25 protein-coding genes and 1 pseudogene are annotated in these 24,966 nt (G+C 74.1%); 19 read left to right on the forward strand and 7 right to left on the reverse strand.

Annotation, left to right across the window (positions count from 1 at the left end):
* Positions 1-846: 846 nt before the first annotated feature.
* Genes acsA through AB0M11_RS16515 form a run of 5 tightly spaced genes read left to right on the forward strand, consistent with a single transcriptional unit; the run spans position 847 to position 6,562 of the window.
* On the forward strand, positions 847-2,715 hold the full coding sequence (acsA, locus tag AB0M11_RS16495; RefSeq protein WP_365705859.1) for an acetate--CoA ligase: 1,869 nt from the start codon (positions 847-849) through the stop codon (positions 2,713-2,715).
* Positions 2,712-3,716 carry a pyruvate dehydrogenase (acetyl-transferring) E1 component subunit alpha gene (pdhA, locus tag AB0M11_RS16500; RefSeq protein WP_365705861.1) on the forward strand — a complete coding sequence of 335 codons (1,005 nt, stop codon included), beginning with the start codon at positions 2,712-2,714 and terminating at the stop codon, positions 3,714-3,716. The genes acsA and pdhA overlap by 4 nt, the downstream gene beginning before the upstream one ends.
* Positions 3,713-4,762, forward strand: coding sequence for a pyruvate dehydrogenase complex E1 component subunit beta (locus tag AB0M11_RS16505; protein WP_365705863.1), 1,050 nt, complete (start codon positions 3,713-3,715; stop codon positions 4,760-4,762). The genes pdhA and AB0M11_RS16505 overlap by 4 nt, the downstream gene beginning before the upstream one ends.
* Before the next feature lies 1 nt (position 4,763).
* Positions 4,764-6,281 (forward strand): 2-oxo acid dehydrogenase subunit E2, encoded by a 1,518-nt coding sequence (locus AB0M11_RS16510; protein WP_365705865.1) that lies wholly within the window; start codon positions 4,764-4,766, stop codon positions 6,279-6,281.
* Positions 6,281-6,562 (forward strand): acyl carrier protein, encoded by a 282-nt coding sequence (locus tag AB0M11_RS16515; RefSeq protein ID WP_365705867.1) that lies wholly within the window; start codon positions 6,281-6,283, stop codon positions 6,560-6,562. Before AB0M11_RS16510 ends, AB0M11_RS16515 begins: the two co-directional genes overlap by 1 nt.
* Before the next feature lie 17 nt (positions 6,563-6,579).
* Here AB0M11_RS16515 and AB0M11_RS16520 read toward each other — a convergent pair whose 3' ends face one another.
* The 6 genes from AB0M11_RS16520 to AB0M11_RS16545 form a co-directional block, all read right to left on the reverse strand.
* Complete coding sequence (locus AB0M11_RS16520) at positions 6,580-7,254, reverse strand: CBS domain-containing protein (RefSeq protein ID WP_365705869.1); 675 nt, start codon at positions 7,252-7,254, stop codon at positions 6,580-6,582.
* A gap of 271 nt (positions 7,255-7,525) precedes the next feature.
* A complete protein-coding gene (locus tag AB0M11_RS16525; RefSeq protein ID WP_365706005.1) occupies positions 7,526-8,203 on the reverse strand; it encodes a CBS domain-containing protein in 678 nt (225 codons plus the stop codon).
* A gap of 273 nt (positions 8,204-8,476) precedes the next feature.
* Positions 8,477-9,952, reverse strand: coding sequence for an AAA family ATPase (locus AB0M11_RS16530; RefSeq protein ID WP_365706007.1), 1,476 nt, complete (start codon positions 9,950-9,952; stop codon positions 8,477-8,479).
* Positions 9,953-10,049: 97 nt separating this feature from the next.
* Positions 10,050-10,919, reverse strand: coding sequence for a universal stress protein (locus tag AB0M11_RS16535; RefSeq protein WP_365705871.1), 870 nt, complete (start codon positions 10,917-10,919; stop codon positions 10,050-10,052).
* A gap of 257 nt (positions 10,920-11,176) precedes the next feature.
* Positions 11,177-12,073 (reverse strand): universal stress protein, encoded by an 897-nt coding sequence (locus AB0M11_RS16540; RefSeq protein WP_365705873.1) that lies wholly within the window; start codon positions 12,071-12,073, stop codon positions 11,177-11,179.
* 66 nt (positions 12,074-12,139) lie between these two features.
* Entirely contained in the window at positions 12,140-13,000 is an 861-nt protein-coding gene (locus AB0M11_RS16545) for a CBS domain-containing protein (protein ID WP_365705875.1), read from the reverse strand.
* Positions 13,001-13,173: 173 nt separating this feature from the next.
* Here AB0M11_RS16545 and AB0M11_RS16550 point away from each other — a divergent pair, with 173 nt between their 5' ends.
* From AB0M11_RS16550 to AB0M11_RS16590, 9 genes are read left to right on the forward strand one after another with little or no spacing between them, the layout of a single operon-like run.
* Complete coding sequence (locus AB0M11_RS16550) at positions 13,174-13,611, forward strand: hypothetical protein (RefSeq protein ID WP_365705877.1); 438 nt, start codon at positions 13,174-13,176, stop codon at positions 13,609-13,611.
* Positions 13,608-14,540 (forward strand): hypothetical protein, encoded by a 933-nt coding sequence (locus tag AB0M11_RS16555; RefSeq protein WP_365705879.1) that lies wholly within the window; start codon positions 13,608-13,610, stop codon positions 14,538-14,540. Before AB0M11_RS16550 ends, AB0M11_RS16555 begins: the two co-directional genes overlap by 4 nt.
* Positions 14,527-15,945, forward strand: coding sequence for a V-type ATPase 116kDa subunit family protein (locus tag AB0M11_RS16560; protein ID WP_365705881.1), 1,419 nt, complete (start codon positions 14,527-14,529; stop codon positions 15,943-15,945). Before AB0M11_RS16555 ends, AB0M11_RS16560 begins: the two co-directional genes overlap by 14 nt.
* A gap of 30 nt (positions 15,946-15,975) precedes the next feature.
* On the forward strand, positions 15,976-16,392 hold the full coding sequence (locus tag AB0M11_RS16565) for an ATP synthase subunit C (RefSeq protein ID WP_365705883.1): 417 nt from the start codon (positions 15,976-15,978) through the stop codon (positions 16,390-16,392).
* Positions 16,393-16,394: 2 nt separating this feature from the next.
* Positions 16,395-16,622, forward strand: coding sequence for a V-type ATP synthase subunit F (locus AB0M11_RS16570; protein WP_365705885.1), 228 nt, complete (start codon positions 16,395-16,397; stop codon positions 16,620-16,622).
* Positions 16,619-17,257: a hypothetical protein gene (locus AB0M11_RS16575; protein WP_365705887.1), complete on the forward strand. Its 639-nt coding sequence runs from the start codon at positions 16,619-16,621 to the stop codon at positions 17,255-17,257. Before AB0M11_RS16570 ends, AB0M11_RS16575 begins: the two co-directional genes overlap by 4 nt.
* A complete protein-coding gene (locus AB0M11_RS16580) occupies positions 17,254-18,975 on the forward strand; it encodes a V-type ATP synthase subunit A (protein WP_365705889.1) in 1,722 nt (573 codons plus the stop codon). The genes AB0M11_RS16575 and AB0M11_RS16580 overlap by 4 nt, the downstream gene beginning before the upstream one ends.
* Positions 18,972-20,363: a V-type ATP synthase subunit B gene (locus AB0M11_RS16585; RefSeq protein ID WP_365705891.1), complete on the forward strand. Its 1,392-nt coding sequence runs from the start codon at positions 18,972-18,974 to the stop codon at positions 20,361-20,363. The genes AB0M11_RS16580 and AB0M11_RS16585 overlap by 4 nt, the downstream gene beginning before the upstream one ends.
* Positions 20,360-20,980, forward strand: coding sequence for a V-type ATP synthase subunit D (locus tag AB0M11_RS16590; protein WP_365705893.1), 621 nt, complete (start codon positions 20,360-20,362; stop codon positions 20,978-20,980). Before AB0M11_RS16585 ends, AB0M11_RS16590 begins: the two co-directional genes overlap by 4 nt.
* 61 nt (positions 20,981-21,041) lie before the next feature.
* Here AB0M11_RS16590 and AB0M11_RS16595 read toward each other — a convergent pair whose 3' ends face one another.
* Positions 21,042-21,446 carry an Hsp20/alpha crystallin family protein gene (locus tag AB0M11_RS16595; RefSeq protein WP_365705895.1) on the reverse strand — a complete coding sequence of 135 codons (405 nt, stop codon included), beginning with the start codon at positions 21,444-21,446 and terminating at the stop codon, positions 21,042-21,044.
* Positions 21,447-21,698: 252 nt separating this feature from the next.
* On the opposite strand from AB0M11_RS16595, the gene AB0M11_RS16600 reads away from it, so the two are divergent.
* The 5 genes and pseudogenes from AB0M11_RS16600 to AB0M11_RS16620 all read left to right on the forward strand — a co-directional run bounded on the left by AB0M11_RS16600 (position 21,699) and on the right by AB0M11_RS16620 (position 24,804).
* Entirely contained in the window at positions 21,699-21,938 is a 240-nt protein-coding gene (locus AB0M11_RS16600) for a hypothetical protein (RefSeq protein ID WP_365705897.1), read from the forward strand.
* Positions 21,939-22,062: 124 nt separating this feature from the next.
* Positions 22,063-22,947 carry a universal stress protein gene (locus AB0M11_RS16605; protein WP_365705899.1) on the forward strand — a complete coding sequence of 295 codons (885 nt, stop codon included), beginning with the start codon at positions 22,063-22,065 and terminating at the stop codon, positions 22,945-22,947.
* Positions 22,948-23,217: 270 nt separating this feature from the next.
* Positions 23,218-23,472 (forward strand): annotated as a pseudogene (locus tag AB0M11_RS16610) (TrkA family potassium uptake protein); the annotation flags it as partial.
* Positions 23,469-23,750, forward strand: a complete 282-nt coding sequence (locus tag AB0M11_RS16615; RefSeq protein WP_365705901.1) for an NAD-binding protein — start codon at positions 23,469-23,471, stop codon at positions 23,748-23,750. The pseudogene AB0M11_RS16610 and the gene AB0M11_RS16615, both read left to right, overlap by 4 nt.
* 595 nt (positions 23,751-24,345) lie before the next feature.
* On the forward strand, positions 24,346-24,804 hold the full coding sequence (locus tag AB0M11_RS16620; RefSeq protein WP_365705903.1) for a cyclic nucleotide-binding domain-containing protein: 459 nt from the start codon (positions 24,346-24,348) through the stop codon (positions 24,802-24,804).
* Positions 24,805-24,966: the final 162 nt, after the last annotated feature.

The raw sequence follows: 24,966 nt of genomic DNA on the forward strand, positions 1-24,966 counted from the left end.
CCGCAGGCGGCCGCGGGCGATGGCCGGGGATCCGGTCGGACCTGTGACGGTGCGCCGCGCGCGGGCGGGGCCTGGGTCGTTCGGCTCGTGAGCCGAGGCCGTTCGGCCCTGGCAATGGCCTTGGCCAGCGACCAGGCTTGTGCATGAGCGGTGAAGCCGTAAGACCGGACGCCTTCCGTCCGGCAGGCCCCGCGGGGAGCCGCGGTCGCGGCAGCGCTCGCCCGCCGAAGCGTGCGGACGAGACAGCGCGGCACGGCAGGGTCAGGAGTGTTCTCACCTCGTGCGGCAGCGCCAGGACCGGTGGCCGACCCGTCATCTCGGGCGCGGCCCCGCATCTCGCACCTTCCCGCGGTGCGACACGAGACAAGGGAAGGTTCAGTCATGCACACTCAGCGCGCGAAGCGCCTCTTCGCGGCTGCCGCAGCCGGCGCTCTGATGGCCGGCGGGGCCGCGATCGGCGCGGCCGGGACCGCGACCGCGGCTCCGGTTCACGATTCCTCGTATTCCCACCACTCCAACCGTGGCTGTGGCGACGACTGGTGGGGCAACGGCTGCGACAACGGGCACGGTGACCATGGCGGTTACGGCGGTGACCATGGTGGTTACGGCCGTGATCATGGCGGTCACGGTGGCTATGGCGGTGACCACGGCGGCGGAGGCCACGGAGGTGGCTACGGCGGCGGAGGCCATGGCGGTCGTTGAGCCGGTGAACGGGAATGCGGTGTGCGGCTCCGTCATCGGCGCCGCACACCGCAGCGTCATGCTCTGGCGAGAGGCTGTTCCCCCGGTGCGAGCGAGGCCGACCGGACGCATGATCGAAGGAGGCCCGAAGGAAGGAGGGCCGCCATGTCTGGGGAGACCATCCGCAAGGACACCCCGCCCCGGGTCGCCCCCAACCTGCGAGACTACGACGCGGAGTGCGCGCGATTCTCGTGGTCACAGGCGCGGGACGCGCTGCGAGGACTGCCCGACGGGCAGGGGCTGAACATCTCGTACGAGGCCGTGGACCGCCACGCGGAGTCCGACCGTGCGGCGGCCGTCGCGCTGCGGTGTGTCGGACGGGACGACTCCGTGACCTGCGTGACCTACGGTGACCTGGCGCGGGACACGTCCCGGTTCGCCCACGTGCTGCGTGCCCTCGGGATCCGCCGGGGCGAGCGGGTGGTCACGCTGCTCGGGCGGCGCCCCGAGCTGTACACCGTGGTCCTGGGGACGCTGAAGATCGCCGGCGTCCTGTGCCCGCTGTTCTCCGCCTTCGGCCCGGACCCGGTGTGCCGGCGGTTGCGGCTGAGCGATGCCCGGGTACTGGTCACGACCGCGGAGCTGTACCGCAGGAAGGTCGAAGGACTCCGCGACCGGCTGCCCGGGTTGCGGCACGTGCTGATCGTCGGCGGAGGCGCGGACGCGGTGTCGGGGACGCTCTCCTTTGACGCGCTCATGGCCGACGCGGACGACACGTTCACCATTCCGCCCACCTCCCCGGACGACATGGCCCTGCTCCACTTCACCAGCGGTACCACGGGCACTCCCAAGGGCGCGGTTCATGTGCACGAGGCCGCGGTCGCCCACTACGTGACCGCGCGGTACGCCCTCGACCTCCACCAGGACGACGTGTACTGGTGCACCGCCGATCCCGGCTGGGTCACCGGCATGTCCTACGGCATCGTCGCCCCGCTCATGCACGGCGTGACGGTGGTGGTGGACGAGGGCGACTACGACGCCCGCCGCTGGTACCGGATCCTCGCCGAGCAGCGGGTGAGCGTCTGGTACACGGCGCCGACGGCGCTGCGCATGCTGATGCGTACGACACCGCGGACCGGGCCGTACGACCTGCCGCGCTCGTTCGACCTGAGCGCGCTGCGGTTCATCGCCTCGGTCGGCGAGCCGCTCAACCCGGAGGCCGTGCTGTGGGGGCGGGACGTGCTCGGGCTGCCGGTGCACGACAACTGGTGGCAGACCGAGACCGGCGCCATCATGATCGCCAACTTCGCCGCCAGCGACATCCGCCCCGGCTCGATGGGCCGTCCGCTGCCCGGTGTCGAGGCGGCGGTCCTGCGGCGCGGCGAGGACGGCCGGGCCGAGGTGGCCGACGGGCACGTGACCGTGCTGGAGGAGCCCGGCGTGGAGGGCGAACTGGCGCTGCGGCCCGGCTGGCCCTCGATGTTCCGAGGCTATCTGCACGACGAGCGGCGCACCGCGGCGGCCTTCATGGACGGCTGGTACCTCACCGGTGACCTGGTGCGGCGCGACGCGGACGGCTGGTACTGGTTCGTCGGCCGCGCGGACGACGTCATCAAGTCGGCAGGGCACCTCATCGGTCCGTTCGAGGTCGAGAGTGCCCTGATGGAGCATCCGGCGGTCGCCGAGGCCGGGGTCATCGGCCGGCCGGACCCCGTCGCCGGGAACATCGTCAAGGCGTTCGTCGCGCTGCGTCCGGGCTTCGACCCGACCGCGGCCACCCGCCAGGACCTGCTTGCCTTCTCCCGCCGGCGGCTGGGGCCCGCCGTGGCGCCCCGCGAGATCGCCTTCGACCAGCACCTGCCGCACACCCGCAGCGGCAAGGTCATGCGTCGCCTGCTGCGGGCCCGCGAACTCGGCCTGCCCGAGGGCGACATCTCCACCCTGGAGGACCCCACCCTGGAGGACTCCGCCCACGGCGACTCCCGGCAGGGGACTTCGGCGACGGCCCAGCAGAGGACGGAGCGGTCCGCATGAGCACCACCACCCGCACCCGCCCGAACCGCCGGACCGCCCACCGGCTGGCCCTGCTGGAGTCGATGCTGCGCGTCCGCCGGTTCGAGGAACGCTGTGTGGAGCTGTACAGCGCGGCGCGCATCCGGGGCTTCATGCACCTGTACATCGGTGAGGAGGCCGTCGCGGTCGGCGTCAACGAGGCGCTCACGGCTGACGACGCGGTGGTGTCGACGTACCGTGAACACGGGCACGCGCTGGCCCGCGGGGTCCCGGCCGAGGCGGTCATGGCGGAGATGTTCGGCAAGGTGACCGGCTGCAGCCACGGCCGCGGCGGCTCGATGCACCTCTTTGACGCCGGCCGCCGCTTCTACGGCGGCAACGCCATCGTCGGCGGGGGCCTGCCGCTCGCGGCCGGCCTCGCCCTCGCCGACCGGATGACCGGCCGACACCGGGTCACCTGCTGTTTCTTCGGCGACGGTGCGTTCGCCGAGGGCGAGTTCCACGAGACCGCCAACCTCGCTGCGCTGTGGGGGCTGCCGGTGCTGCTGGTCTGCGAGAACAACCTGTACGCGATGGGCACCGCGCTGGCCCGCCACCAGGCCCAGACCGACCTCGCACTGCGTGCCGCCGGGTACGGCATGGCCTCCTGGGCCGTCGACGGCATGGACGTCCTCGCCGTCGAGGACGCCGCCCGGCGGGCCGCCGAAGGAGTGCGGGGTGGGGGCGGACCGCACTTCCTGGAAATGCGCACGTACCGGTTCCGCGCCCACTCGATGTACGACTCCGACCGCTACCGCGACAAGGCCGAGATCGAGCACTGGAAGGAGCGCGACCCGGTGGAGGGGTTCGCCCGGCGGCTGCGCGAGACGAGGGAACTGTCCGCCAGGGCACGCACCGCTCTGGAGGACCGCCTGGCCGCGGAGCTCGACCGAGCCGTGGAGGCGGCCGAGAAGGCTCCCGAGGAGCCCGTCGAGGATCTGCTGAAGTACGTCACCAGCCCGGTGGAGGCGAGCCCGCCATGACCGCGAGCCAGACCCGTACTGCGGACTCCGCCGCCTCCGCGGCGCAGAAGACGACCTACCGGGAGGCGATGCGCGAGGCCCTGCGCGAGGCCCTGCGCACCGACGAGCGGGTCTTCCTGATGGGTGAGGACGTGGGCCGTTACGGCGGCTGCTTCGGCGTCAGCCTCGGTCTGCTGGAGGAGTTCGGGCCCGACCGGGTCCGGGACGCCCCGCTGTCGGAGTCCGCGTTCGTCGGCGCCGGCATCGGCGCGGCTCTGGCCGGCCTGCGGCCGATCGTGGAGATCATGACGGTCAACTTCAGCCTGCTCGCGCTGGACCAGATCCTCAACAACGCGGCGACCCTGCTGCACATGTCGGGCGGCCAACTGCCGGTCCCGATCGTGATCCGGATGACCACCGGCGCCGGGCGCCAGCTCGCCGCCCAGCACTCGCACAGTCTGGAGGGCTGGTACGCGCACATTCCCGGCCTGCGGGTCCTGGCCCCGGCTACCCTCACCGACGCCCGCCACATGCTGGCCCCCGCGCTCGCCGACCCCGACCCCGTGCTGATCTTCGAACACGGCAGTCTGTACAACGTCTCCGGCGGCCTTCCCGCCGACGCGGGCCCCGTCGACCTCGACCACGCGGCCGTCCGCCGGACCGGCACGGACGTCTCCCTGATCACCTACGGCGGCTCGCTGCCCAAGGCACTGGCCGCCGCCGACGACCTCGCGAGCGGCGGTGTCAGCGCCGATGTCGTCGACCTGCGCACCCTGCGCCCGCTGGACGACGCCACGATCGGCGACTCCGTCGCCCGCACGCACCGTGCCGTCGTCGTCGACGAGGGCTGGCGCACCGGCAGCCTGGCCGCGGAGATCTCCGCCCGTCTCACCGAGCAGCACTTCTACGACCTCGACGCGCCCGTCGAGCGGGTCTGCAGCGCAGAGGTTCCCATGCCGTACGCGCGGCGGCTGGAGGAGGCCGCGCTGCCGCAGACCGAGGGAATCGTGGCGGCCGCCCGCCGCGCGGTCGGCGATCCCGTGCCGGTGACCGGAGAGCAGGGCTGACATGACCGAGTTCACCATGCCTTCACTCGGCGCGGACATGGACGAAGGGCTGCTCCAGGAGTGGCTCGTGGCCCCCGGCGACCAGGTGCGCAAGGGCGATGTGGTGGCGGTCGTGGAGACCGACAAGGCGGCGATCGAGGTGGAGTGCTTCGAGTCGGGCACCGTGGGACGACTCCTCGTCCCGGCGGGAACGCGGGTGCCGGTGGGGACGCCGCTCGCGGTGATCGAACGCGTGGCTGCGACGGGGGCCCGGGCGGGCGCTCCCACGGCTGCGGCGACCGACGGGGCCGAGGCCGTGCGGCCCATGGCGGCCGAGCCGCCCGCGCGGAGAACGTCGGCACGGGCGGCGGCCGGACGGAAACCGGCCGCCGCATCGCGCGAACCTCCGCAACCCCGCCGGAAGGCGGTCCGGAAGCCAGTACCCGCCCGGAAGAAGCCGGCCAGACACCCCGCACCCATGACGAGCGGAACCGCGCAGCAGCCCCCGCCCGCGTCCCCCTTGGCCGCCCCGGTGCTCAGCACCGGACCACTGGTGCGGCACCTGGCGGAGCTGCGGGGCCTCGATCTGACGGCCCTGCACGGGACCGGCGCCGGCGGACGCGTCACCCGCGCCGACGTGGAGCACGCCCCGCCGCCCCGCGCGCCCAGAGTGCGGTCCACACCGTACGCACGACGCCTCGCCCACGAACTCCACGTCGACCTGGCGGACGTACCCGGTACCGGCGACCGGGGTGCGGTGCGGGCGGCCGACGTACACGCCTACGTCGGGACGAGTGGGCGTGAGCGTCCCCGGCAGGACGACGGACGAAGCGCGATGCCTGTGGCCGTACCCGCCGCTGACCGTCCGCAACAGCGCACGGACGTCATGCGCCGGGCCATCGCCGAGCTCATGAGCCGCTCCAAGCGGGAGATCCCTCACTACTACCTGTCCACCACCATCGATCTCACGACCGCCATGGACTGGCTGCGCCGGGTCAACCGCGGCCGGACGCCCGCTGACCGGCTCGTACCCGCGGCCCTGCTGCTGAGGGCCGCGGTGCTGGCCGCCCGCGAGGTGCCGAGCCTCAACGGCCACTGGCAGGACGACGGTTTCACCCCCGCGCCGGACGTGCACCTCGCTGTCGCTGTCTCGCTCCGGCAGGGCGGACTGCTGGCGCCGGTGATCCACGACGCCGGCAGTCTGCCGCCCGACGCCCTCATGAGCCGCCTCAAGGATCTCGTCGAGCGCGCCCGCCGGGGCAGGCTGCGCGGCAGCGAGACGTCCGGCGCCACCCTGACCGTCACCAACCTCGGCGAGCAGGGCGTGGAGAGCGTCTACGGCGTCATCCACCCGCCCCAGGTCGCCCTGGTCGGCTTCGGTGCCGTCGTCGAACGACCCTGGGCCGCCGGAGGCATGCTGGGCGTACGACCGGTGGTGACCGCGACCCTGGCCGCCGACCACCGGGCCTCGGACGGCGCCGTGGGAGCGCGCTATCTCAGGGCGGTCGACCGAGTTCTTCAGAACCCGGAGGAGCTGTGATGCCTGTGAAACCCCTGACCGATGCCGAGGCCATGACGGTGGTCAAGGAGTCGATCACGCGGATCGTCCCCGACGCAGACTTCACCCTCGTCCAGCCGGACGACAGGTTCCGTGACGTGCTCGAATTCGACTCGCTCGACTTCCTCAGCTTCGTCGAACTGCTGTCCGAGCGTACGGGGGTCCGTATCGACGAGGAGGACTACCCGGAACTCGCGACTCTGTCCGATGCCACGCGTTTCCTGGTCGGCAGGTCCAGGGAGGCGGCCGGTTCGGGACCTTGAGGCTCCGGGGCACGGCGTCACGGACCGGAGGAAGCAGGCCGTGCGTCGTCCCGCCGCCAGGTCAGGTTCCCGGCGACCGAGACCACGCCGTCCACGCCCCGGCACAGCTGCTCGACGACGGGAACCAGACTCCGGTACTCCACGGTGCCGCTGAGCTCGACCCGCCCGTCACGCACCGTGACGGCCACGTCCGCCGGTTGGAGCCCCAGCGTCCCCCGCAGCAGGTCCCGGGTGATCTCCTCGCGGATGGCGTCGTCACCGCGCAGGAAGACCCGCAGCAGATCGCGGCGGCTGACGATGCCCAGCAGCCGGTCCGCCTCGTCCACCACGGGCAGGCGCTTGACCTGCTGGGCCTCCATGAGCCGGGCTGCCTCCACCACGCTCCACTCCGGACGGGCGCACACCGCGGGAGCCGACATCAGCTCTTCGGCCAGGGCCCCCTCGGCCTTCGCCCGTTCCCAGGCTTCCAGGTGCGGCAGGGGGGTCCGGCCCGACGGGTCCGCCTGGTCGGCGCTCTTGCGCAGCAGGTCGGCCTCGGACACCACCCCCATGGGGCGCCCCAGATCGTCCACCACGGGCACGGCGGTGACGTCGTTCTCGGTCAACAGCCTGACCAGCTCCTTGAACGGGGTGTCCCGCTGTGCCCGGACGACGGGCCGGGTCATGAGCTCCTCGACGGTTCGGTGGTGCATGCTGCCTCCCGGATACAAGCCACCCGCCACCCGGTCTCGGCGCTCTCGCCCCGCTCGGCGGCGGGTCCCGCCTGACATGTCTGATACATCACCATTCTGCGGCGGCCTGCGCCGACGAGCGATATCGAGACGGGCCGGAGGGGCACGTGCCGGCAATCACGCCCGGGGACCTGCGCGCCAGATGCGGCAGCCGGTCAGGCCCGGGGGATTCACCGGCTGCCGGATCACCGCTGGCGGACAGCGAGAGCCGGCCGGCGGTGCCACCAGTGGGTCACGGTGTCGTTCGAGGGCCGCCCCGGACTGCTTCGTCGTCGCCGAGCCGGGACTCCACCCCGACCACTCCCTCCACGGCGTTGACGAGGTGCTCGGCCACCCAGACGAGCGAGGGATCGTGGACCGGGCCGCGGAGCCGGACGACGCCGTCCCGCACGGACACGTGGATGGCGTGGGCGAACATGGGGAACAGGTAGGACACCACCGTACGGCGGACCTCCTCCTCGATGTCCTCGTCCGACCGCAGGAAGACCTTCAGCAGGTCACCCCGGCCGACGACGCCCCGCAGCCGGTCCTCGTCGTCGATGACGGGCAGTCTCTTGACATGGTGCACGGCCATGAGACGAGCCGCCTGAGCGAGCGTGACATCGGCGTGGACCGTGACAGCGGGTCTGCTCATCAACTCGGCGGCCGTCATTCCCGCGGCCCTGGCCAGGTCGGACCGGCGCCGGATCCGCTCGAAGCGGGTGACTTCTCGCCCCCGGAACTCCTCCCTCGGCAGCAGGTCGGCCTCGGAGACCACACCGACGACCCGTCCCGCGCCGTTCACCACCGGCACGGCGCTCACCCGGCGCTCCTGCATGACCCGCACGATCTCCTTGAACCGCGCGTCGCGCCCCACCGCCACCGCGGGCACGGTCATCACATCGCCGACGATGTGCGGGGCGTCGGGCATCTCCAGCTCCTTGTCCGTGACCGCGTGCCCGGTGCGAGGTGCCCGGCCGTATGCCACCAGCATCACCACACCTCAGCCCGCCGCAATCCGACCGCGAGGGAGGTCGGGCACGGGGCACCGGCGCCGTCGGTGCAGCTGCGGTTCGCCTTCCCGCGGCATCCGCGCCGAGCCGGTGCGGATCGCCGACCGGGCTGCCACCTCTCATGCCGGAGAGCGAGTCCGGCACCTGGCTCTGCGGGCCCACCCCTGGCGAGAGCCGATGGCCGCCGCGTCTCAGTCCGGTGCCATGTAAGGACGGCGGAAGACCCGGGCCTGGCCGGCGCCCCATGGGCGTACGGCGGCCAGCGCCCGAGCGACCGCGGAGTCCAGCGGGCCGCTGGTGTCGACCGCGACGGCCTCGGGCCAGGGCGGTTCCACGACCGCCATGGCGGCAGCGATGCCGGGGCCGGCGTCGGACGGACCGGGGGCGCGCGTGCGCAGGCGCGCCGCTGACACGTCGGCCGGTGCCTGACAGTGCAGGGCCACCAGGTCGGCGCTGGTGCGTTCGGCCAGGCGCAGGGCCGCCGCACGCTGTTCCCGGTCGGACCAGGTGGCGTCCAGGACGACGGACTCACCGGAGGACAACAGGGCGGCCGCGCGGTCGAGCAGGGCGGCGTAGGTCCTGCCGGTCCACTCGGGTGTGTACAGGCCCTCGCCGTAGCCGGCCGCGGCGGGCTGCTCCGCGGGGATGCCCGCCAGCTCCTTGCGGACGCGGTCGCTGCTGAGCAGGGTGACCCCCAGCCGGTCGGCCAGCGCTCCGGAGAGGGTGGACTTCCCGCTGCCCGGCAGTCCGCCGACTAGGGTCAGGCCGACGGCGGAGACACGCAGATGGCGCAGGGCCGTCGAGACCAGCCGTCCTGCCGCCGCCTCCGCGCCGGCCGCGCCCTGACGGGCCTGGATCATCGAGACCTTGGCGCGGACGAAGGCACGGTAGGCCACGTAATGGTGCCACAGGGACGGCGGTGCGGGGTCGCCGGAGTACTCGCAGTACCGGGCGAGGAAGAACGCCGCGGCCTCCGGGGCGCCGAGCTGTTCCAGGTCCATGGCGAGGAACGCGGCGTCGTCGAGGCCGTCGAGGTAGCGGAGGCGGTCGTCGAACTCCAGGCAGTCCAGGACGCGGGGGCCGTCGTCGAGGCAGAAGACGTCCTCGGCGAGCAGGTCTCCGTGTCCGTCGACCACCCGCCCCTGCTCGACACGGGCGTCGAACAACCGTCTGCGGCCGGCGAGGTAACGGCGCACCAGCCGCTCGGCCTCAGGCACCCCCTCGGGCCCGAAGCGGCCGTCGGTCAGCGCGCGGACGTGCGCGAAACCGGCCTCCCAGCGTGAGGACAGCGCATCTCGGGTGCCCTGTTCGGACACGTCCCGGCCGCGGGGCGCCGCCGCGTGCCACGCGGCGAGCTGCCGGGCGACGGCCCGCAGCGCGTCGTCGACGGCGGCCCCCTGACGCACCAGCCGGGACAGGCGGCGGTCCGTGGGCATGCGGCGCATCACCACGAGCGGTTCGGGCGTCGGCGCGTCGGGGCCGTGGAACTCGCCGAGGCCCAGGTAGACGTCCGGGGCGAAGCGGCGGTTGAGGGTGACTTCGCGCTCGCACGCGGTCCGGCGGGCCCCGACGGTGGTGTAGTCCAGGAACCCCAGATCCACCGGCTTCTTGAGCTTGTAGACGCGGTCGCCGGCGAAGAACACGATCGCGGTGTGGGTCTCGCACACCTCCGCGCGCGGCGGTGGCCCCCCGTCGTACCGGGACCGGGACACGGACCCGTCCGGCCGCGGCGCCGACCGCACCGTCTCCCCGCGCGCGCCCGGCTCAGCCATGAGGTACGACCGCGACGGGGCAGCGTCCGTGATGGATGGCCGCCTGTGCCACCGGACCCAGACGGGGTGCCAGACCGTGATGGTGTGCGCGTCGGCCGACGACCAGCAGTGCCGCGCCTTCGGCCGCCTGTACGACGGCCTTGGCCGGGCTTTCGAGACCGATGCCGTCGGCCACCTCCACCCGGGGGTACTTCTCGCGCCAGGGATGGAGCGCGTCGCTCAGCCGCTCCTGCACGTCCCGCCTGATCTCCTCGGCGATGTCGTGGTCCACGCCCCAGGGCACCCGGGCATGGAGCGGCAGGCTGCGGCCGTGGACGGCCAGCAGAGGACGGCCCCGGGCCGCAGCGGAGTGGAAGGCGAAGTCGAGCAGGTCGTCGCAGGAGCCGTGCAGTTTCAGGGCCACGACCACCCGGCCCGGTACGGCTGAGGGCGCTCCCTCTTCCTGGTTGCCGGCGCGTACCAGCACCACCGGCCGCTCGGCCCGTGCCACGACGGGCATGCTGACGTCACCCATGAAGTAGCTCTGGACGGACTCCAGCCCCCGCGAACCGAGCACGGTCATCTCGGACTCCGCCGCGGCGTGGAGCAGGGCGTCCTGGGCGTCGTCGGCGACCAGGCTTCCGATGACGGAGAGGCCCGGATGGCGCTTCTGGAGTTCCGCCCGCGCGGTGTGGACGAGCCGCTTCGCCCAGTAGTTCTGGTCGAACTCCGCGGGGAAACGGGCCGGTTCCGGCGCGAGCAGCGGCCACGCGTGCAGCAGACGCAGAGTGAGCCTGCGCAGCTCCGCCTCGTCGGCGGCCCAGCGGGCGGCGGCGAGGCTCTCGGGCGAGCCGTCGAGGCCCACGGTGATCACTGGTTGCATGGCAGCGGCCTCCGTCTCTTGAGGAGCTGGAACGACGGTGGACAAGTCCGGCCGAGTGGCTGGTCCGGACGTCGCCTGCGTGCCGGCGCGCGTCCTCCCCTTCGAGGATCTCCCCGGTCCCCATGCCGCCGCACGCGGAGGAGGGACAGGCGGAAGTACGGTTGTCGTACGGCCGAGGTACGCACCGGGGCGCACCCGCGGCCCCGTGACTGCGCACACATCGTGATCGACCGCCGTGTCGTACATGACGAAGTGCCTCAGCCGTGCGCGATCACGGCGACGGGCGCCGCGACATGATGCAGCACGGCATGGGCGACATGGCCGATGTGGGTGCCGAGAGGGCTGGTGCGCACGCGGCGGCCCACGACGGCCAGGGAAGCGTCGCGGGAGGCGTTGACGAGGACCTGCGCCGCGCCGCCGCAGCGGCTCGCCTCGATCACGTCGACGCCCGGGAACTTTCGCCGCCAGGGACGCAGCGCGTCGGTCAGGGCGGTGGCCTGCTGCCGGGCGAGCGAGGCATGGAGTTCCACGCCGTGGAAGCGGCGGAAGTCGCCCGGCGGCTCGGTCCAGCCGTGGACGGCCCTGAGGACCGCGTGCCGGCGCGCGGCGGCGTCGAAGGCGAACTCCAGGAGCGTGTCGTCCGCGTCACCGGTGTCCAGGCCGACGACGACGGGCTGGAAGGGCGCGACGGTGGGCGGGCCGTCGGCGGGAGCCGTCCGGCGTTCGGCGTCGGCCTGTTCTCCCGCTCTGACCAGCACCACGGGCCGGGTGGCGCGGGCGACGACGTTCAGGCTGACCGAGCCGACCAGGAACCCGCTGAGGCCGCCGAGCCCGCGCGAGCCCAGCACCAGCAGTTCCGCCGCGTCCGCCGCCTCGGCGAGGGCGACGGCCGGGTCACCGGTGACCCGGTCGATGATCACCTCCACCTCGGGGTGGCCGGCCCGGAGTTCCGCCGCGGCCGCCGCGGGGTCCCGTCGGGCCGGGTCGTGCTCGGTCTCGGTGCCGGACCACGTAGCCCGGTTCCCCGGTGCGGGAGGGAAGACGTGGAGGAGCTTCAGGGGCAGGGCACGCAGCCGCGCCTCGCGGGCCGCCCAGTCGGCGGCGGCCCGGCTCTCGGGCGAGCCGTCGACGCCTACGGTGATGGTGCGGGTCACGGTGTCCGCCTTCCGGGGAGAGAAGCCGACCGGAGCCCACAGGCTCCGCGGAACAGGGAGCCGGGATCAGGCGACGGTGAGGAGGTTCTTCACCTCGACCACGTCGGCGATCGCCTCGATCTCGGCCACCAGCCGGTCACCGGTCGCCGTCGGCACCTGCCCCGACAGTTCGACGATGCCGTCGTGCACGGTCACGGCGACGCTCTTGCGGTCCCCCGGGGAGCAGACGGCCCGGATCCTGTCCTCGACTTCCGCCCGAACTGCGGCGTCATCCCTGATCAGCGCCTGCAGCAGGGCGTCGCGGCCCACGGCGCCGACCAGCCGGCCCTCGTGATCGGTGACCGGGATCCGCTTCAGCCGGGACAACGCGGCGAGCCAGGCGGCCTCGGCCACGGTGGCGCCGGGCAGCACGGTGATCGCCGGGCTGGTCATCAGATCTTCCGCGGTCTCGCCGCTGGACCTGCCGTGCGGAGGCCGTTCCGGCAGCCTGCCCACCCGTCCCGGGCCGGCCTCTCCGGGACGGCGTCCGGAGGCCTCGACGGCCACCTTGGCCAGCAGATCCGATTCGGAGACGACGCCCAGGACATGGTCCTGCGCGTCCACGACCGGCAGGGCACCGACCCGCTCACGCGCGAGCAACCGGGCGATCTCGCGGTACGGCAGGTCGTCGGGCAGGGAGGCGGCGGGAACGTCCATCACGTCCCGTACCAGCGGGGTGTCTGGGACGGCGGGCGGGTGAGGGGCAGCGCTCACGGGGGCCGGCGGCGGCTGTTCCGCCGTTGGCCTGTGTTTGCCCGCCGCGGAGACCACGGCGCCCAGGTAGCGCACCAGCATGTCCTGGCGTGCGCTCTCAGCGGGCCTCCAGGGCCGGGACGGCACAGACCGGCGGGCCTCCGCGCCGGTGGCGAAGTTCTCGTGCTGGTTCACGGCGGCCTCCTGACTCCGTCGGGTTGCCTACCGTTCCAGTCTTGCGCTCGGCCGTCGGCCGTCTAGAGCCGAACGGCCCTGTGGGACGGCGTGACGGCCCTGTCCCGGTGCGGGTCCGGGCGAGGACGGTGAAACTGAAGGAGCAGTCGAGCCGACCGGCAGGAGGCCGGGACATGAGCCTGCGGGACTTCCTGGAGCGGTTCCGTCCGACCGGGACACCTGGAGCGGCCGCTACCGGCGTGCCTCCCGACCGTGCGGCGGAACGTGCCGCAGAACTGGCACCGGCTCTCGCCCGGCTGACGGACGTTCAGCGGGAGGCCGACCGGATCCGTACGGCTGGGGAAGAGGCCGCCGGGACGATCCGGCGGGAGGCCGAGCGCGAGGCCGCGGACATCGTGGCGGCTGCCCGGGCGCGGGCTCTCGCGGTACGGCGCCAGGCCGCCGAACCCGTGGTGCAGGACGCGCTGCGGGAGGCGGATGCCGTCCGCGCCGCGGGGGAGCGGGCCGCCGACGCGGTGCGGGAGCGCGGCCGGGCGGGGCTGCCCCCGCTGGTGGAGGAGGCGGTGGCGCAGGCGCTGCGTCCGGTGGCCAGGGCGGACGCGGGGCCGTGAGCGCCGGATGGGTGGCCGGAGCGGTCCGGGCGCGGACGCTGGTCGACCGGTACCCGGGTGCGGCCGGGTCCAAGGACATCTCGGCGTGCCCGTCCCTCGACGAGGCGCTGCGACGGCTCGCCGGAACACCGTACGTCAAGTACGCACGCGAGGCGCGCGGGCTGTCCGAGGCCCAACGCGCGGTCTCCGCGACGCTGCTGTGGCATCTGCGGGTGCTGGCGGGCTGGCTGCCGCGGGGCGGGGCACGGCTGCTCGTGCCGCTCGCCTCGGGGTTCGAGGTCGCCAACGTGACCGCCCGGCTGCGGCCGTCGGACGGCCACGACTCGGGCGCCCCGCAGCCGCCGTACCGGCTCGGGGCGCTGGAGACGGCCTGGCGGCGCCTTGCGGAGGCCCGGACACCGGCGGATCTGCGCGCGGCACTCGCCGCCTCCCCATGGGGCGACCCGGGCGGTGACACACCCTGGGCGCTGGTCACCGGTATGCGGATGGCCGCCGTGCGACGCACCGCCGTCTCCGTGCCGCAGGCGCGGGGCTGGGCGGTCGCCCGCGCGGCTCTGCTGACGGCGCGTGAACTGTTCGTGCAAGGCCGCTCCCTCCCGGAGCCGGTAAGACGGAACGCGGCCGGACTGCTGGGGACACGGGCGCCGGCCGCGGCCTCGTACCAGGAGTTCCGTGACGGTCTGCCGGCGCCGGCCCGGCGCCTCCTGGCGGACGTCGCGGAGCCGGAGGGGCTGTGGCGGGCCGAGGCCCGCTGGTGGCGCACGGTCGAGGACGACGGGGCGGCTCTCCTGCGGGACGGCCGGCACGGGCCCGACGTGGTCGTCGGCGTGGTCGCGGTGCTGTCCGTGGATGCCTGGCGGGTGCGCGCCGCCCTGGAGTCGGCGGCCCGGGGCGGACGGCTCGGGGAGGCGTTCGATGCCCTGGCCTGAGGGGATGACACCCGTCCGGATGCGCCGCGTCGCGGTGGTCGTGCCGCGGGCGGCACTGCGGGACGCGCTGGTGCGGATCGCGGAAGCCGGCTGCGTGGAGCTGGACCGCGCCGAGGAGACGGCCCCGGGACCCGCGGCGTCGCGGTTGCGGCGGCTTCAGGGGCGTGGCGGCCCGGAGTCCGTAGGCGGCGGGGCCACCCTGGCCGTCTCGGCACCCGACCTGGACCGGCTCGAAGAGCACCGGGAGACGGGGCTGCTGGCCGGGGAGGCCGAACTGGAGGAGCGCGCGGAAGGCGCCGTACGGCAGGGCGAGGTGTCGGCGCTCGCCGGATGGTGCCCGGCGGCCGAGGTGCCCCGGGTCGCTGAACGGCTCGCGGCGGCGGGCGGCGCGCTGCTCCCGCTGCCGGTCCCGCGCGGCACCGATCCTCCGACACTGCTGCGCCCCACCGGGAAGATCTCCTTCACGCCGCTGGTGTCGACGTACGGCACACCTGCCTACGCGGACCTCGACCCGTCGTGGCCCGCGGGTCTCGCCTACCTCGCGATGTTCGGGATCATGTTCGGCGACGTCGGGCACGGGGCGCTGCTGGTCCTCGGCGCCCTGGCGCTGCGCCTCGGACGCCCCCGTCGGCTCGCGGCACTGGGCCGTCTGTGGCCGTTCCTCGCGGGCGCCGGACTGGCCGCCATGCTCGCGGGCGCCGCCTACGGCGAGTTCTTCGGGCCCACCGGCGTGCTCCCGGTGCTGTGGCTGGCGCCCCTGCACAGCCCGGCCCGGCTGCTGGCGGCGGCCGTGGCGTTCGGGGCCGGACTGCTGGCTCTGGCGCATGCCGCGGGCGCGGTGAACCGGGTGCGGGAGGGGGGCTGGGCGGCGGGGCTGTACGCGGCCTCCGGCGTCGCCGGGCTGCTGTTCTACACGGGGCTCGCGGCGGCCGTGGCGGGGCTGGTCCGGCACGTGCCGTCGGCCGCCGCGGCCGGGGCCGGGCTCGCGCTCGCCGGTCTGGCGCTGGTGGCGCTCGGGCTGTTCCGGTCCACGGCGGGCGGCGGCGCCGGGCTCGCGGAGACGGGAGTCCGGCTCTTCGACGTGGTCGTGCGCACCGGTACCAACACCCTGTCCTTCGCCCGGCTCGCCGCCTTCGGCCTCACCCATGCCGCACTCGCCGACCTGGTGTGGCGCGGCACCACGGGGCTGGCGGCGCGCGGTCCGGCCTGGTGGGCGGGCGCCGCCCTGCTGTTCGCCGTCGGGACGGCCCTCTCCTTCGGCCTGGAGGCCCTGGTGGCCGGGGTGCAGGCCCTGCGGCTGGAGTTCTACGAGATCTTCTCCCGCCTCTTCGAGACGGAGGGCCGTCCGTTCCGTCCCTGGCACGTTCCCCCGGCGGAACCTGCCGACGCGCTCCCACGAAGGTGATCCGATGCCTGTTCCTACGAAGGTGATCCCATGCTCGCCTGGCTGATCGTGCTGCCGGTCCTGGGGGCGGTGCTCGGCGCCGTACGGCTGCTGCGGCGGCGTCGGGCCAAGCACGCCTTCCGCTGGCTGCTGGCGACGAACCTGGCCCTGCTCGCGGGCGCGTGCGCCGTCCTGGCCACGGCGCTCACGGGCCCGGCTCAGGCATCGGCGCAGACCGCAGTCGCGGGCGGCGGCGTCAACGGCTCCGCGCTGATCGGAGCCGCCATCGCGGTGGCCGGCGCCTCCCTGGGCGCTGCCATCGCGGTCGCCTACACGGGGGCCGCGGCGCTCGCCGCGCTGAGCGAGCGGCCGGAGATGTTCGGCCGGGCGATGGTGATCGTCGGCCTGGCCGAGGGCATCGCGGTGTACGGGCTGGTGGTCGCGATCCTGCTGATCGGAAAGGCGTGACCATGGGGACGGTGGCCGCCATCGGGGCGCGGACGAGCGTGGCCGGGCTGGCCCTGGCCGGGGTCTCGGTGCTGGCCGCGGAGGACCCGGACGCCGTCCGCCGCGCCTGGCGGGAACTCCCCGGTCCCGTCGGTCTGGTGATCCTGACCGCGTCGGCGGCGGAGACGCTCCGCGCCGAGCTCACCGAGCCGGACCCGGCGAGGCCGCTGACGGTGGTGATGCCCCCATGACGGCACCCGCGGACGAGCTGGACCCGGTCCGCTCCGAACTGCTGCGAGCCGCCCGGGCCGAGGCCGAGGCCGCCGTGGAACAGGCGCGCGCGGACGCGGCCGAGACCCTGCGCGCCGCACACGCCGACGCCGAGCGAGTGCTCGCCCAGGCACGGGAGCTGGGCACCGGAGACGGGCGAGCGGCCGCCGCCCGGGAGCGGGTACGGGCGGCCGAGGAAGCCTGGCGCAGGGAACTCGTCGCGCGCGCCGAGGTCTACGCGGATCTGCGGGCCGGAGTGCGAGCCGGACTGCGGCACGCGCTGACCGAGGATGCCGCACCGACCGGGTGGTGCGGGGAGACGGTCCCGCCGGGCCGGGAACCCGGAGCCCGGGCCGAGACCGACACGAGCCTCGCAACCCGGTCAGCGCGTCCCGGCGCACGGCCGGTGCCGTCCGAAGGGAGGAACCCGGAAGGCCGTCTCGTCGAGATCGCTCGGGCGCTGCTGGGAGCGGACGCGCGGATCACGGCTGTGCCAGGTGGCGGCATCACCGCCGACGTGCCAGGACGCCGCCTCGACCTGTCCGCGGACACCCTCGCCGACCGCTCCCTGGAACGCATGGGTGCCCGGATCGAGAGCCTGTGGTCCGGGCCATGACGGTCCCGTCGTCGAGGATCCTGCGGGTCGCCGGGCCCCTGGTCGAGACGGAGTGCCCGGCCTCCGCGGCCATGCACGACCTGGTGCTGCTGGGAACCGCCCGGCTGCCGGGCGAAGTGGTCGCCGTCCACGGAGACACGGCCACCGTCCAGGCGTACGAGTACACGGGCGGACTGGCACCGGGGCACCCCGCAGAACCGCAGGGCCACCCGCTGTCGGTACGGCTCGGCCCCGGGCTGCTCGGGGGTGTCTTCGACGGCCTGCTGCGGCCGCTGTCCGATGCGGGGGATCTGCTGCTGACCGGCGGGCCGTCCGGTGCTCCGGACCCGCGCCGGTGGCCGTTCGAGCCGCGGGTGGCCGCGGGCGCGCGAGTGGCGGCCGGTGATGCTCTCGGAGACATCGCGGCGGCCGTGGCCCTGCGGGTGCTCGTGCCGCCCGGCCTGTCCGGCGTGGTGAGCGACGTCGCGGCCGCGGGTGAGTACACCGCCGACACCGCACTCGCCGCCGTGGGCGGGCACGAGGTGCGCATGGCGCAGAGCTGGCCGGTACGCAGGCCGCGCCCCATGGCCGCGCGGTTGCCGTCCGAACTGCCGCTGCACACCGGGCAGCGGGCCGTCGACCTGCTCTTCCCGGTGGCCAGGGGCAGCACGGTCGCCGTGCCCGGCGGATTCGGCACCGGCAAGACGATGCTGCTCCAGCAGATCGCCAAGTGGTGCGACGCCGACGTCATCGTCTACGTCGGCTGCGGTGAACGCGGCAACGAGATGGCCGATGTCATCGAGGAGCTGGCGGAGCTGTCGGACCCGCGTACCGGCGGCCGGCTGTCGGAGCGCACGGTGACGGTCGCGAACACCTCGAACATGCCGATGATGGCCCGGGAGGCGAGCGTGCACACGGGGGTCACGGTCGCCGAGTACTTCCGGGACATGGGACTCGACGTCGTCGTCATCGCGGACTCCACGTCCCGGTGGGCGGAGGCACTGCGGGAGTTCGCGTCCCGGATGGGCGAACTCCCCGCCGAGGAGGGGTATCCGGCGAGCCTGGCCTCGCAACTGGCCGCGTTCTACGAGCGGGCGGCGGCCGTGCGCACGCTCGGCGGCGCCACCGGGTCCGTCACGGTCCTCGGCGCCGTCTCCCCGCCGGGCGGCGACCGCACCGAGCCGGTCACCGCGCACACCGAACGCTTCGTGAGGTGCCTGTGGAGCCTGGAGCGCGAACTCGCCTACGCCCGCCACTACCCGGCCGTCTCCTGGACGGACTCCTTCTCCCGGGACGCCCCCGCCCTCGCCGCCGCCCACGCACGGGCCGGAGACCCGGACTGGGCGGCCCGGCGAGGGCGGGTCGCGCGGCTGCTCGCCGAGGCGGACCGGCTGGCCGACCTGGTCGAACTGGTCGGCATCACGGCTCTGCCCCCGCGCGAGCGGATCAGCGTGCTCGGCGGCCGACTGCTGCGCGAGGCCGTGGTCCAGCAGAGCGCCCTGTCCCCGGCCGACGCCTACAGCGCGCCGGAGAAGACGGCGGCCCTGGTGGAGGCCACGCTGACGGTGATCGACCGGTGCCTGGACCTGGTGGACTCCGGCACCACGGCAGACGCCGTCGAGGCGGTCGACTTCACCCCGCTGCTGCGGGCCCGCGAGACCGCGGGCCCGGCGCAGACCGCCCCGGTGGCGGCGGCCCGCGACACGGTGCTGGCCCGGCTGGCGGAGGCTGCGGCATGAGCGGGTTCGCGGACGTCGAGTACACCGGGGTGCGGGAACTGCGCGGCCCCCTGGTGGTCCTGGAGGGTGTGCGGGGCGTCGGGTGGGACGAGTTCGCCACGATCACACTGGACTCGGGTGAACGACGGCACGGGCTGGTGCTGGACGTGGACCGGGAGCTCGCCGTGGTGCAGGTCCTGGAGGACACCACCGGCATGGACCGGGCCGGCACCCGCGTCGCCTTCTCCGGCTCCCCGCTGCGCGTCCCCGTCGGCTCCGGGTGGCTGGGCCGGGTGTGCAACGGGCGGGGCGAACCGGCCGACGGTGGCCCGCCGGTGCTGAGCGGCACCTACGCGGCGGCCGGCGGCGCGCCGATCAACCCGGTGCGCCGCGAGCCCCCGAACGAGCCGGTGCTGACCGGGGTGAGCGCCGTGGACGTCCTCACCACCCTGGTGCGCGGCCAGAAGCTCCCGGTGTTCTCCGCGGCCGGGCTGCCGCACCTGGAGCTCGCGGTGCAGATCGCGGCCCAGGCGACCTGCGCCGGAGAGGCGTTCGCCGTGGTCTTCGCCGGAATGGGACTCACCCACGCCGACGCGGCGTTCGTCCGTGCCGGGCTGGCGGAGCGCTCGGCCGCCCGGGAGCTGGTCCTGCTCCTCAACACCGCCGACGACCCGGTCATCGAACGGCTGCTGACCCCGAGGCTCGCGCTCACGGTCGCCGAGCACCTGGCGTTCGCCGAGGGCCGCCACGTCCTGGTGGTGATGACGGACATGACGGCCTACTCCGAGGCGCTGCGCGAGGTGTCCGCCGCGCGGGGCGAGATCCCCGCCCGCCGGGCCTACCCCGGCTACCTCTACAGCGACCTCGCCTCCCTCTACGAGCGCTGCGGCCGGATCCGGGACAGGCCGGGATCGGTGACCGTCCTTCCGGTGCTCACCATGCCGGCCGGCGACATCACCCACCCCGTACCCGACCTCACCGGCTACATCACGGAGGGGCAGATCGTGCTCTCCGCCGAGGTGCACGCGGCCGGTACGTATCCGCCCGTCGACCCGCTGGCCTCGCTGTCCCGGCTGATGCGCAAGGGCGCCGGGAAGGGGCGGACGCGCGCCGACCACCCTGACGTGGCCGCGCAACTGCTCGCCGCGCTGGCCCGGTCCCGGCAGGTGCGGGAACTCGCCGACCTGATCGGCCGCCCCGCGCTCAGCCCCGCCGACCTGCGCCACCTGGACCTGGAGGACGCCTTCCGGCAGCGGTTCCTCGCCCAGGCCACGGACGAGAACCGCACCCTGGACGACTCCCTGGACCGCGCCTGGGACGTGCTGCTGACGCTGCCGCGCAGCCAGCTCGGCATGCTCCCGGCAAAGCTGCTCGACGCGCATCGTGCCCCGCAGCAGGAGGCACCGTGAGCGGGCGTGGCGGCCGCATACCGGCCGGCCGGGCCGGCCGGCTGCGCCTGCGCCGCAGCCTCGCCACCGCGCTGCGGGGAGCGGATCTCCTCGAACGCAAGCTTCGGCTGCTGCTGGACCGGGAGCGTGTGGCACGGCGTGCGGCCCAGGAAGCCGGCGCGGTGTGGCGGCAGCGGCTGGCCGAAGCCGACACCTGGCTGGTGCGCGGCGTGCTGCTCGGCGGCGAATCGGCGCTGGCCCAGGCGGTACCGGCGGACCGGGCCCGCGTCGACGTCGCCTGGGACGCGCTCATGGGCGTACGGCACCCCGCGGCCGTGTCCTGGACGGATCCCGTCCGCTCATCGGCGGAACCGACTCCGCCCAACACCGCTCTCGCGCACGCCGAGACGGCGTACCGCGCCGCGGTCCGGGCCGCCGCCGAGCACGCCGCCCACCAGGCCGCCGCCGACCTCCTCGCCGCCGAGGCGGATCGCACCCGGCAGCGGGTCCGCGCCCTGCGCCGGCACTGGATCCCCCGGCTCCGCGGCGAACTCGCGGCGGTGGAACTGGCCCTGGAGGAAGCCGAGCACGAGGAAGCCGTACGGCGGCGCTGGGCGGCATCGAGGAGCGGGCGGTGACCGGGACGGGACGCGCGACGGCGGGCCCGCCCGGGGCCCGCCGGAAGAGGAACGCGTGCCGTCAGCCGCGGTGCTGGATCTCGACGTGCCTGGCCTCGGCCTTCTCGGCGCCGAGACCCACGCTGACGGTCAGCATGCCGTCGGTGTAGTCGGCCTTGACGTCGTTCTCGTCGGCGCCGGACGGCAGGGTCACGCTGCGGCTCATCGCCCCGTACCGGATCTCGCTGTGGCTCTTGTCGATGTCCCGTTCGGTGCGTTCGGCCTCGACCGTCAGCACTCCGTCGCCGATGACGACGTCGATGTCCTCGGGGGACATGCCCGGCAGTTCGGCGCGCAGGACATAGCGATCGTCCTGCGTGTAGTCCTCGATCCGGACCGCGGGCATCGTCAGCTTGCTGGGAAAGGTCTCGAACCACTCCGGCATGTCCGGGAACGGGAACCTCTGCCTGCGTGTCAGTGTGCCCATCGTCGTACCTCCTCGGCACTGGTCGTGTCTGCCGACACCTCCAGTCCACCGCGCGCGGGCCGTCCGCGGTGGGGCCGAACAGTCCCTGTCCAGGTCCCTGAGGTCCCTTCTCTCCGGGGCGCCCGGGTCCAGACTGGAGCTTCGTCCGTGACCTGCCGCCCGGCCGAGGCTTCCTGGTCGCCGTCGGCCTGGAGCCGGCCCTGGACTTCAACGACCTGCGGCGCGGTCCCGGCTGCGCTGTCCGCCTGTACAGTGCCGACCTCGGCGCCCTCGCCCGCAGGGCGCGCGCCGTCCTGGACGCCGCCGGACCGCTGGCAGGACGCCCGTGAGCGCCTCCGCGCCGACCTCGCGGAGCTGCCGGACCCCGCACTCCGGACCGAGGATCCCGTACCGGCCAGGCCCGTCCGGTCCCAGGCACTGGCGGAGCTGACCGCGCGGGTGCGCGCCGAGACCGAGGACCGGTTCCTGTCCCGAGCCGCCGCCTCCGCCTGACCGGGCTGGTGAGGCCGACCGGTTTCCGCCCCGGGACCAATGGCCCCTGGCACACCGCACGGGCCGGGGCTTGCATGAGATCACGAGGCACATCCCGCCCCGCCGTAGCGAGGAGGCGACCACCATGACCACGCCCGCACCGAGTGACGACCGGCCGATCGTGGTCGGCCTCGACGCGGACCACGCCCACCGGACGGCGCTCGCCTGGGCGGCTGACGAGGCGGCCCGGCGGCACCTTCCGCTGCGCGTGGTCCGCGCCGAGGGCGTACCGACCCGAGGCCACCGGGGAGGCGAGGTTCCGCCGTCCTGGGAGGAGTGGAACGAGGAACTGCACCAGGGGGGCAAACAGTCGCTCGCCGACGCCGTGGACTTCGTCGCGGTCCGGCATCCCGAGGTCGAGGTCGACGCCGTGCTCAGCGAGGGCGAGCCGGCGTGGGTGCTGCGCGAGCAGAGCAGCGGCGCCACGGCCGTGGTGCTGGGTTCACGGCATCTGAGCCGGGCCCAGGAGGTGTTCGGCTCCGCCTCGGTCGCCCTGCCCGTCATGGCACACGCCCGCTGCCCGGTGGTCGTCGTGCCTGAGCCGGAGCACGTCAGCCAGGAGCCGGCGTACTACGTGGTCGGCGTCGACGGCAGCGAGCACTCCGCCGCCGCGGTCGACCTGGCGTTCCAGGAGGCCGCGCTGCGCGGTGCCGAGGTGCGCGCGCTGTACGTGTGGCAGCTGGGCCACCTGAGGATCTTCGACGAGTACGAGTCCCAGCAGGAGTGCCGCCGACTGCTCTCCGAGACCGTGGCCGGCCGCCGGGCCCGCTATCCGGAGGTCGACCTGCGGCACGAGCTGGTCGTGGGCCACCCGGTGCAGGCGCTCACCGAAGCCTCGGCCCACGCGCTCGGCCTGGTGGTGGGCACCCGGGGCCGCGGCGGCTTCACCGGCATGCTCCTGGGCTCGGTCAGCCAGGGTGTGCTGCATCACGCCCGCTGTCCTGTCATCGCCGTTCCGACCCGGTCGTGAGAACGGCGCTCGTCAGCGGAGAACGCGGAGGGAGCCCGTCGTGGCGCCACGGACATCGGCACGAGCAGCGTCGGGGCGCTCGTGGCGGACGCCACCACGGCGCCCTCGCCGCGCGGCGGGCAGCCCTGGCCGGGAGGCGCGCACGGACCTGGTGATGCCGGCGCGAGTGGTCACCGTCGGCACGGACGACGACCTGCGGGCGGCCTGGGGAGCCCTGCGCCCATGGAGGCACGCGGGCTCCCGGTCATGCGCGCCGACGGCGCGGTGCCTGTCAGCCGGATCCATCAGATGCGGCTGCACCGCCACCTCACCCCGAAACTGGCCTTCGGCAACGGCGAGACCCTCCTGGTCCGCTCCGCACTGCCGGACTGGCTGACCGGGCGCCCCCTGACCGCCTTCGAGGTCGACGGCGAGATCCGCGTCGTGGAGACCACCCGCGCCGGACGCTCCCTGCTGCCCACCCACGCATCCCTGGCCGCGCTCGGCCGGCTGCGCGGCTTCCTCGACAAGGAGCTGGGAACGTGAGGGTCCTCATCGCCGCAGCGGGCCGGCTCGGCTCGCAGATCGCCCAGGTGCTCGCCGCCGCGGGCAACGACGTCACCATCGTCGAGCAGGACGACGCGCGGCTGGCCGCACTCGCTCACGTGCCCCGGGCGCGCCCGGTGGCCGGTGACGCCTGTGACGCCTCATTCCTGGAGCATGCCGACGCGTTGAGCTGCGATCTCGTCATCGCCGCGACCGGCCGCGACGAGGACGATCTCGTCATCAGCCCGATCGCCAAGCGGGCCCCGGCCCCGAGGTGAGGCTGCTGCCCGGCGACGAACTCCTGCTGGTGTCGCACGAGGCGACGGAACACGAGATCCACGCGGCCTTCCAGTAGCCGGTCATCTTCGGTCACTTCTTCCCGAACCGCACGATCACGACCGGGCAGGTCGCGTGCTGCACGTGTCGGCTGACGGAGCCGAGCAGGGGCGCAGGCGAACCCGCCCCGGCCGCGGTGCCGACGACCAGTACCGTGGGAGGGCGGTACCAACGCGACGGGCGCATCCTCGACGACCGGCGTGGGACGCACCCGCCCTGGCTCGCCCGAGCGCTGACCTCGCATCCGCCGACTCGGCGAGCACCCAGGCCCGTGGCCGCAGAGCGGCCGGGTCCAGTCGGCGCGCGTCCAGCAACCGCGGTCCGACCGGAGTGAAGCCGTCCACCCTTGGATCGAGAGGTGGGGCTCCCGTCGGCGTACCGGAGGTCGCAGACGCCCGCCTCCTTGGCGGCCGTCACCCGGCGGACGTAAGACCAGTCGTCCGCGGCCCTGCCCCGCAGGCCCGCATCGGTCAGTGGTGGCCCCCACTGGATGCACCCAGGCTGGGAGTACGTGCTCTGCCGAAGGGAGCCTGTGCGATGACCTCCGCCACCACCATGACCAGGGTTCTTGAGCCCGCGCACCGCGACCGGCTGCTGCGGCTCGCCCGCGAGGTCTCCTTCGCGGCTGGAACCCGTCTTTTCGAGGAGGGCCGGCATGCCGACCGTTTCTGGGTCGTGCGCACCGGCACCGTCGCGCTGGACCTGCATGTGCCCGGACGTCGTCCCGCCGTGATCGAAACCCTTGGACAGGGTGAGCTCGTGGGCTGGTCGTGGCACTTCCCGCCGTATGTCTGGCAGCTCGGCGCCGAGGCGACGAGCCCGGTGAGGGCCTGGGAATTCGACGCCGGGGCGGTGCGGTCACTGTGCGCCCAGGACGCGGAGTTCGGCCGGGCGATCGCCGTCTGGGTCGGCCGGGTGCTCGCCGGCCGACTGCATGCCTCCCGGTTCCGCCTGCTCGATCTGTACGCCCCCTACGGAAGCGGTGGACTGACATGACTGTTCGCCCGACTGGGTGGAGACGGCACGGAGCGGCCGTCATCACGCCGTGACGTGATGACGGAGGCTGCCGTCGCGGTGGTCCGCAGGGCAGTGTCCGAGGACAACGTCGAAAGGACGGCACAACGGCCTCCGCACAAGTGCGCGGTCCTCCGGGACACT

Source organism: Streptomyces sp. NPDC051987 (assembly GCF_040680735.1).
Taxonomy (GTDB): Bacteria; Actinomycetota; Actinomycetes; order Streptomycetales; family Streptomycetaceae; genus Streptomyces.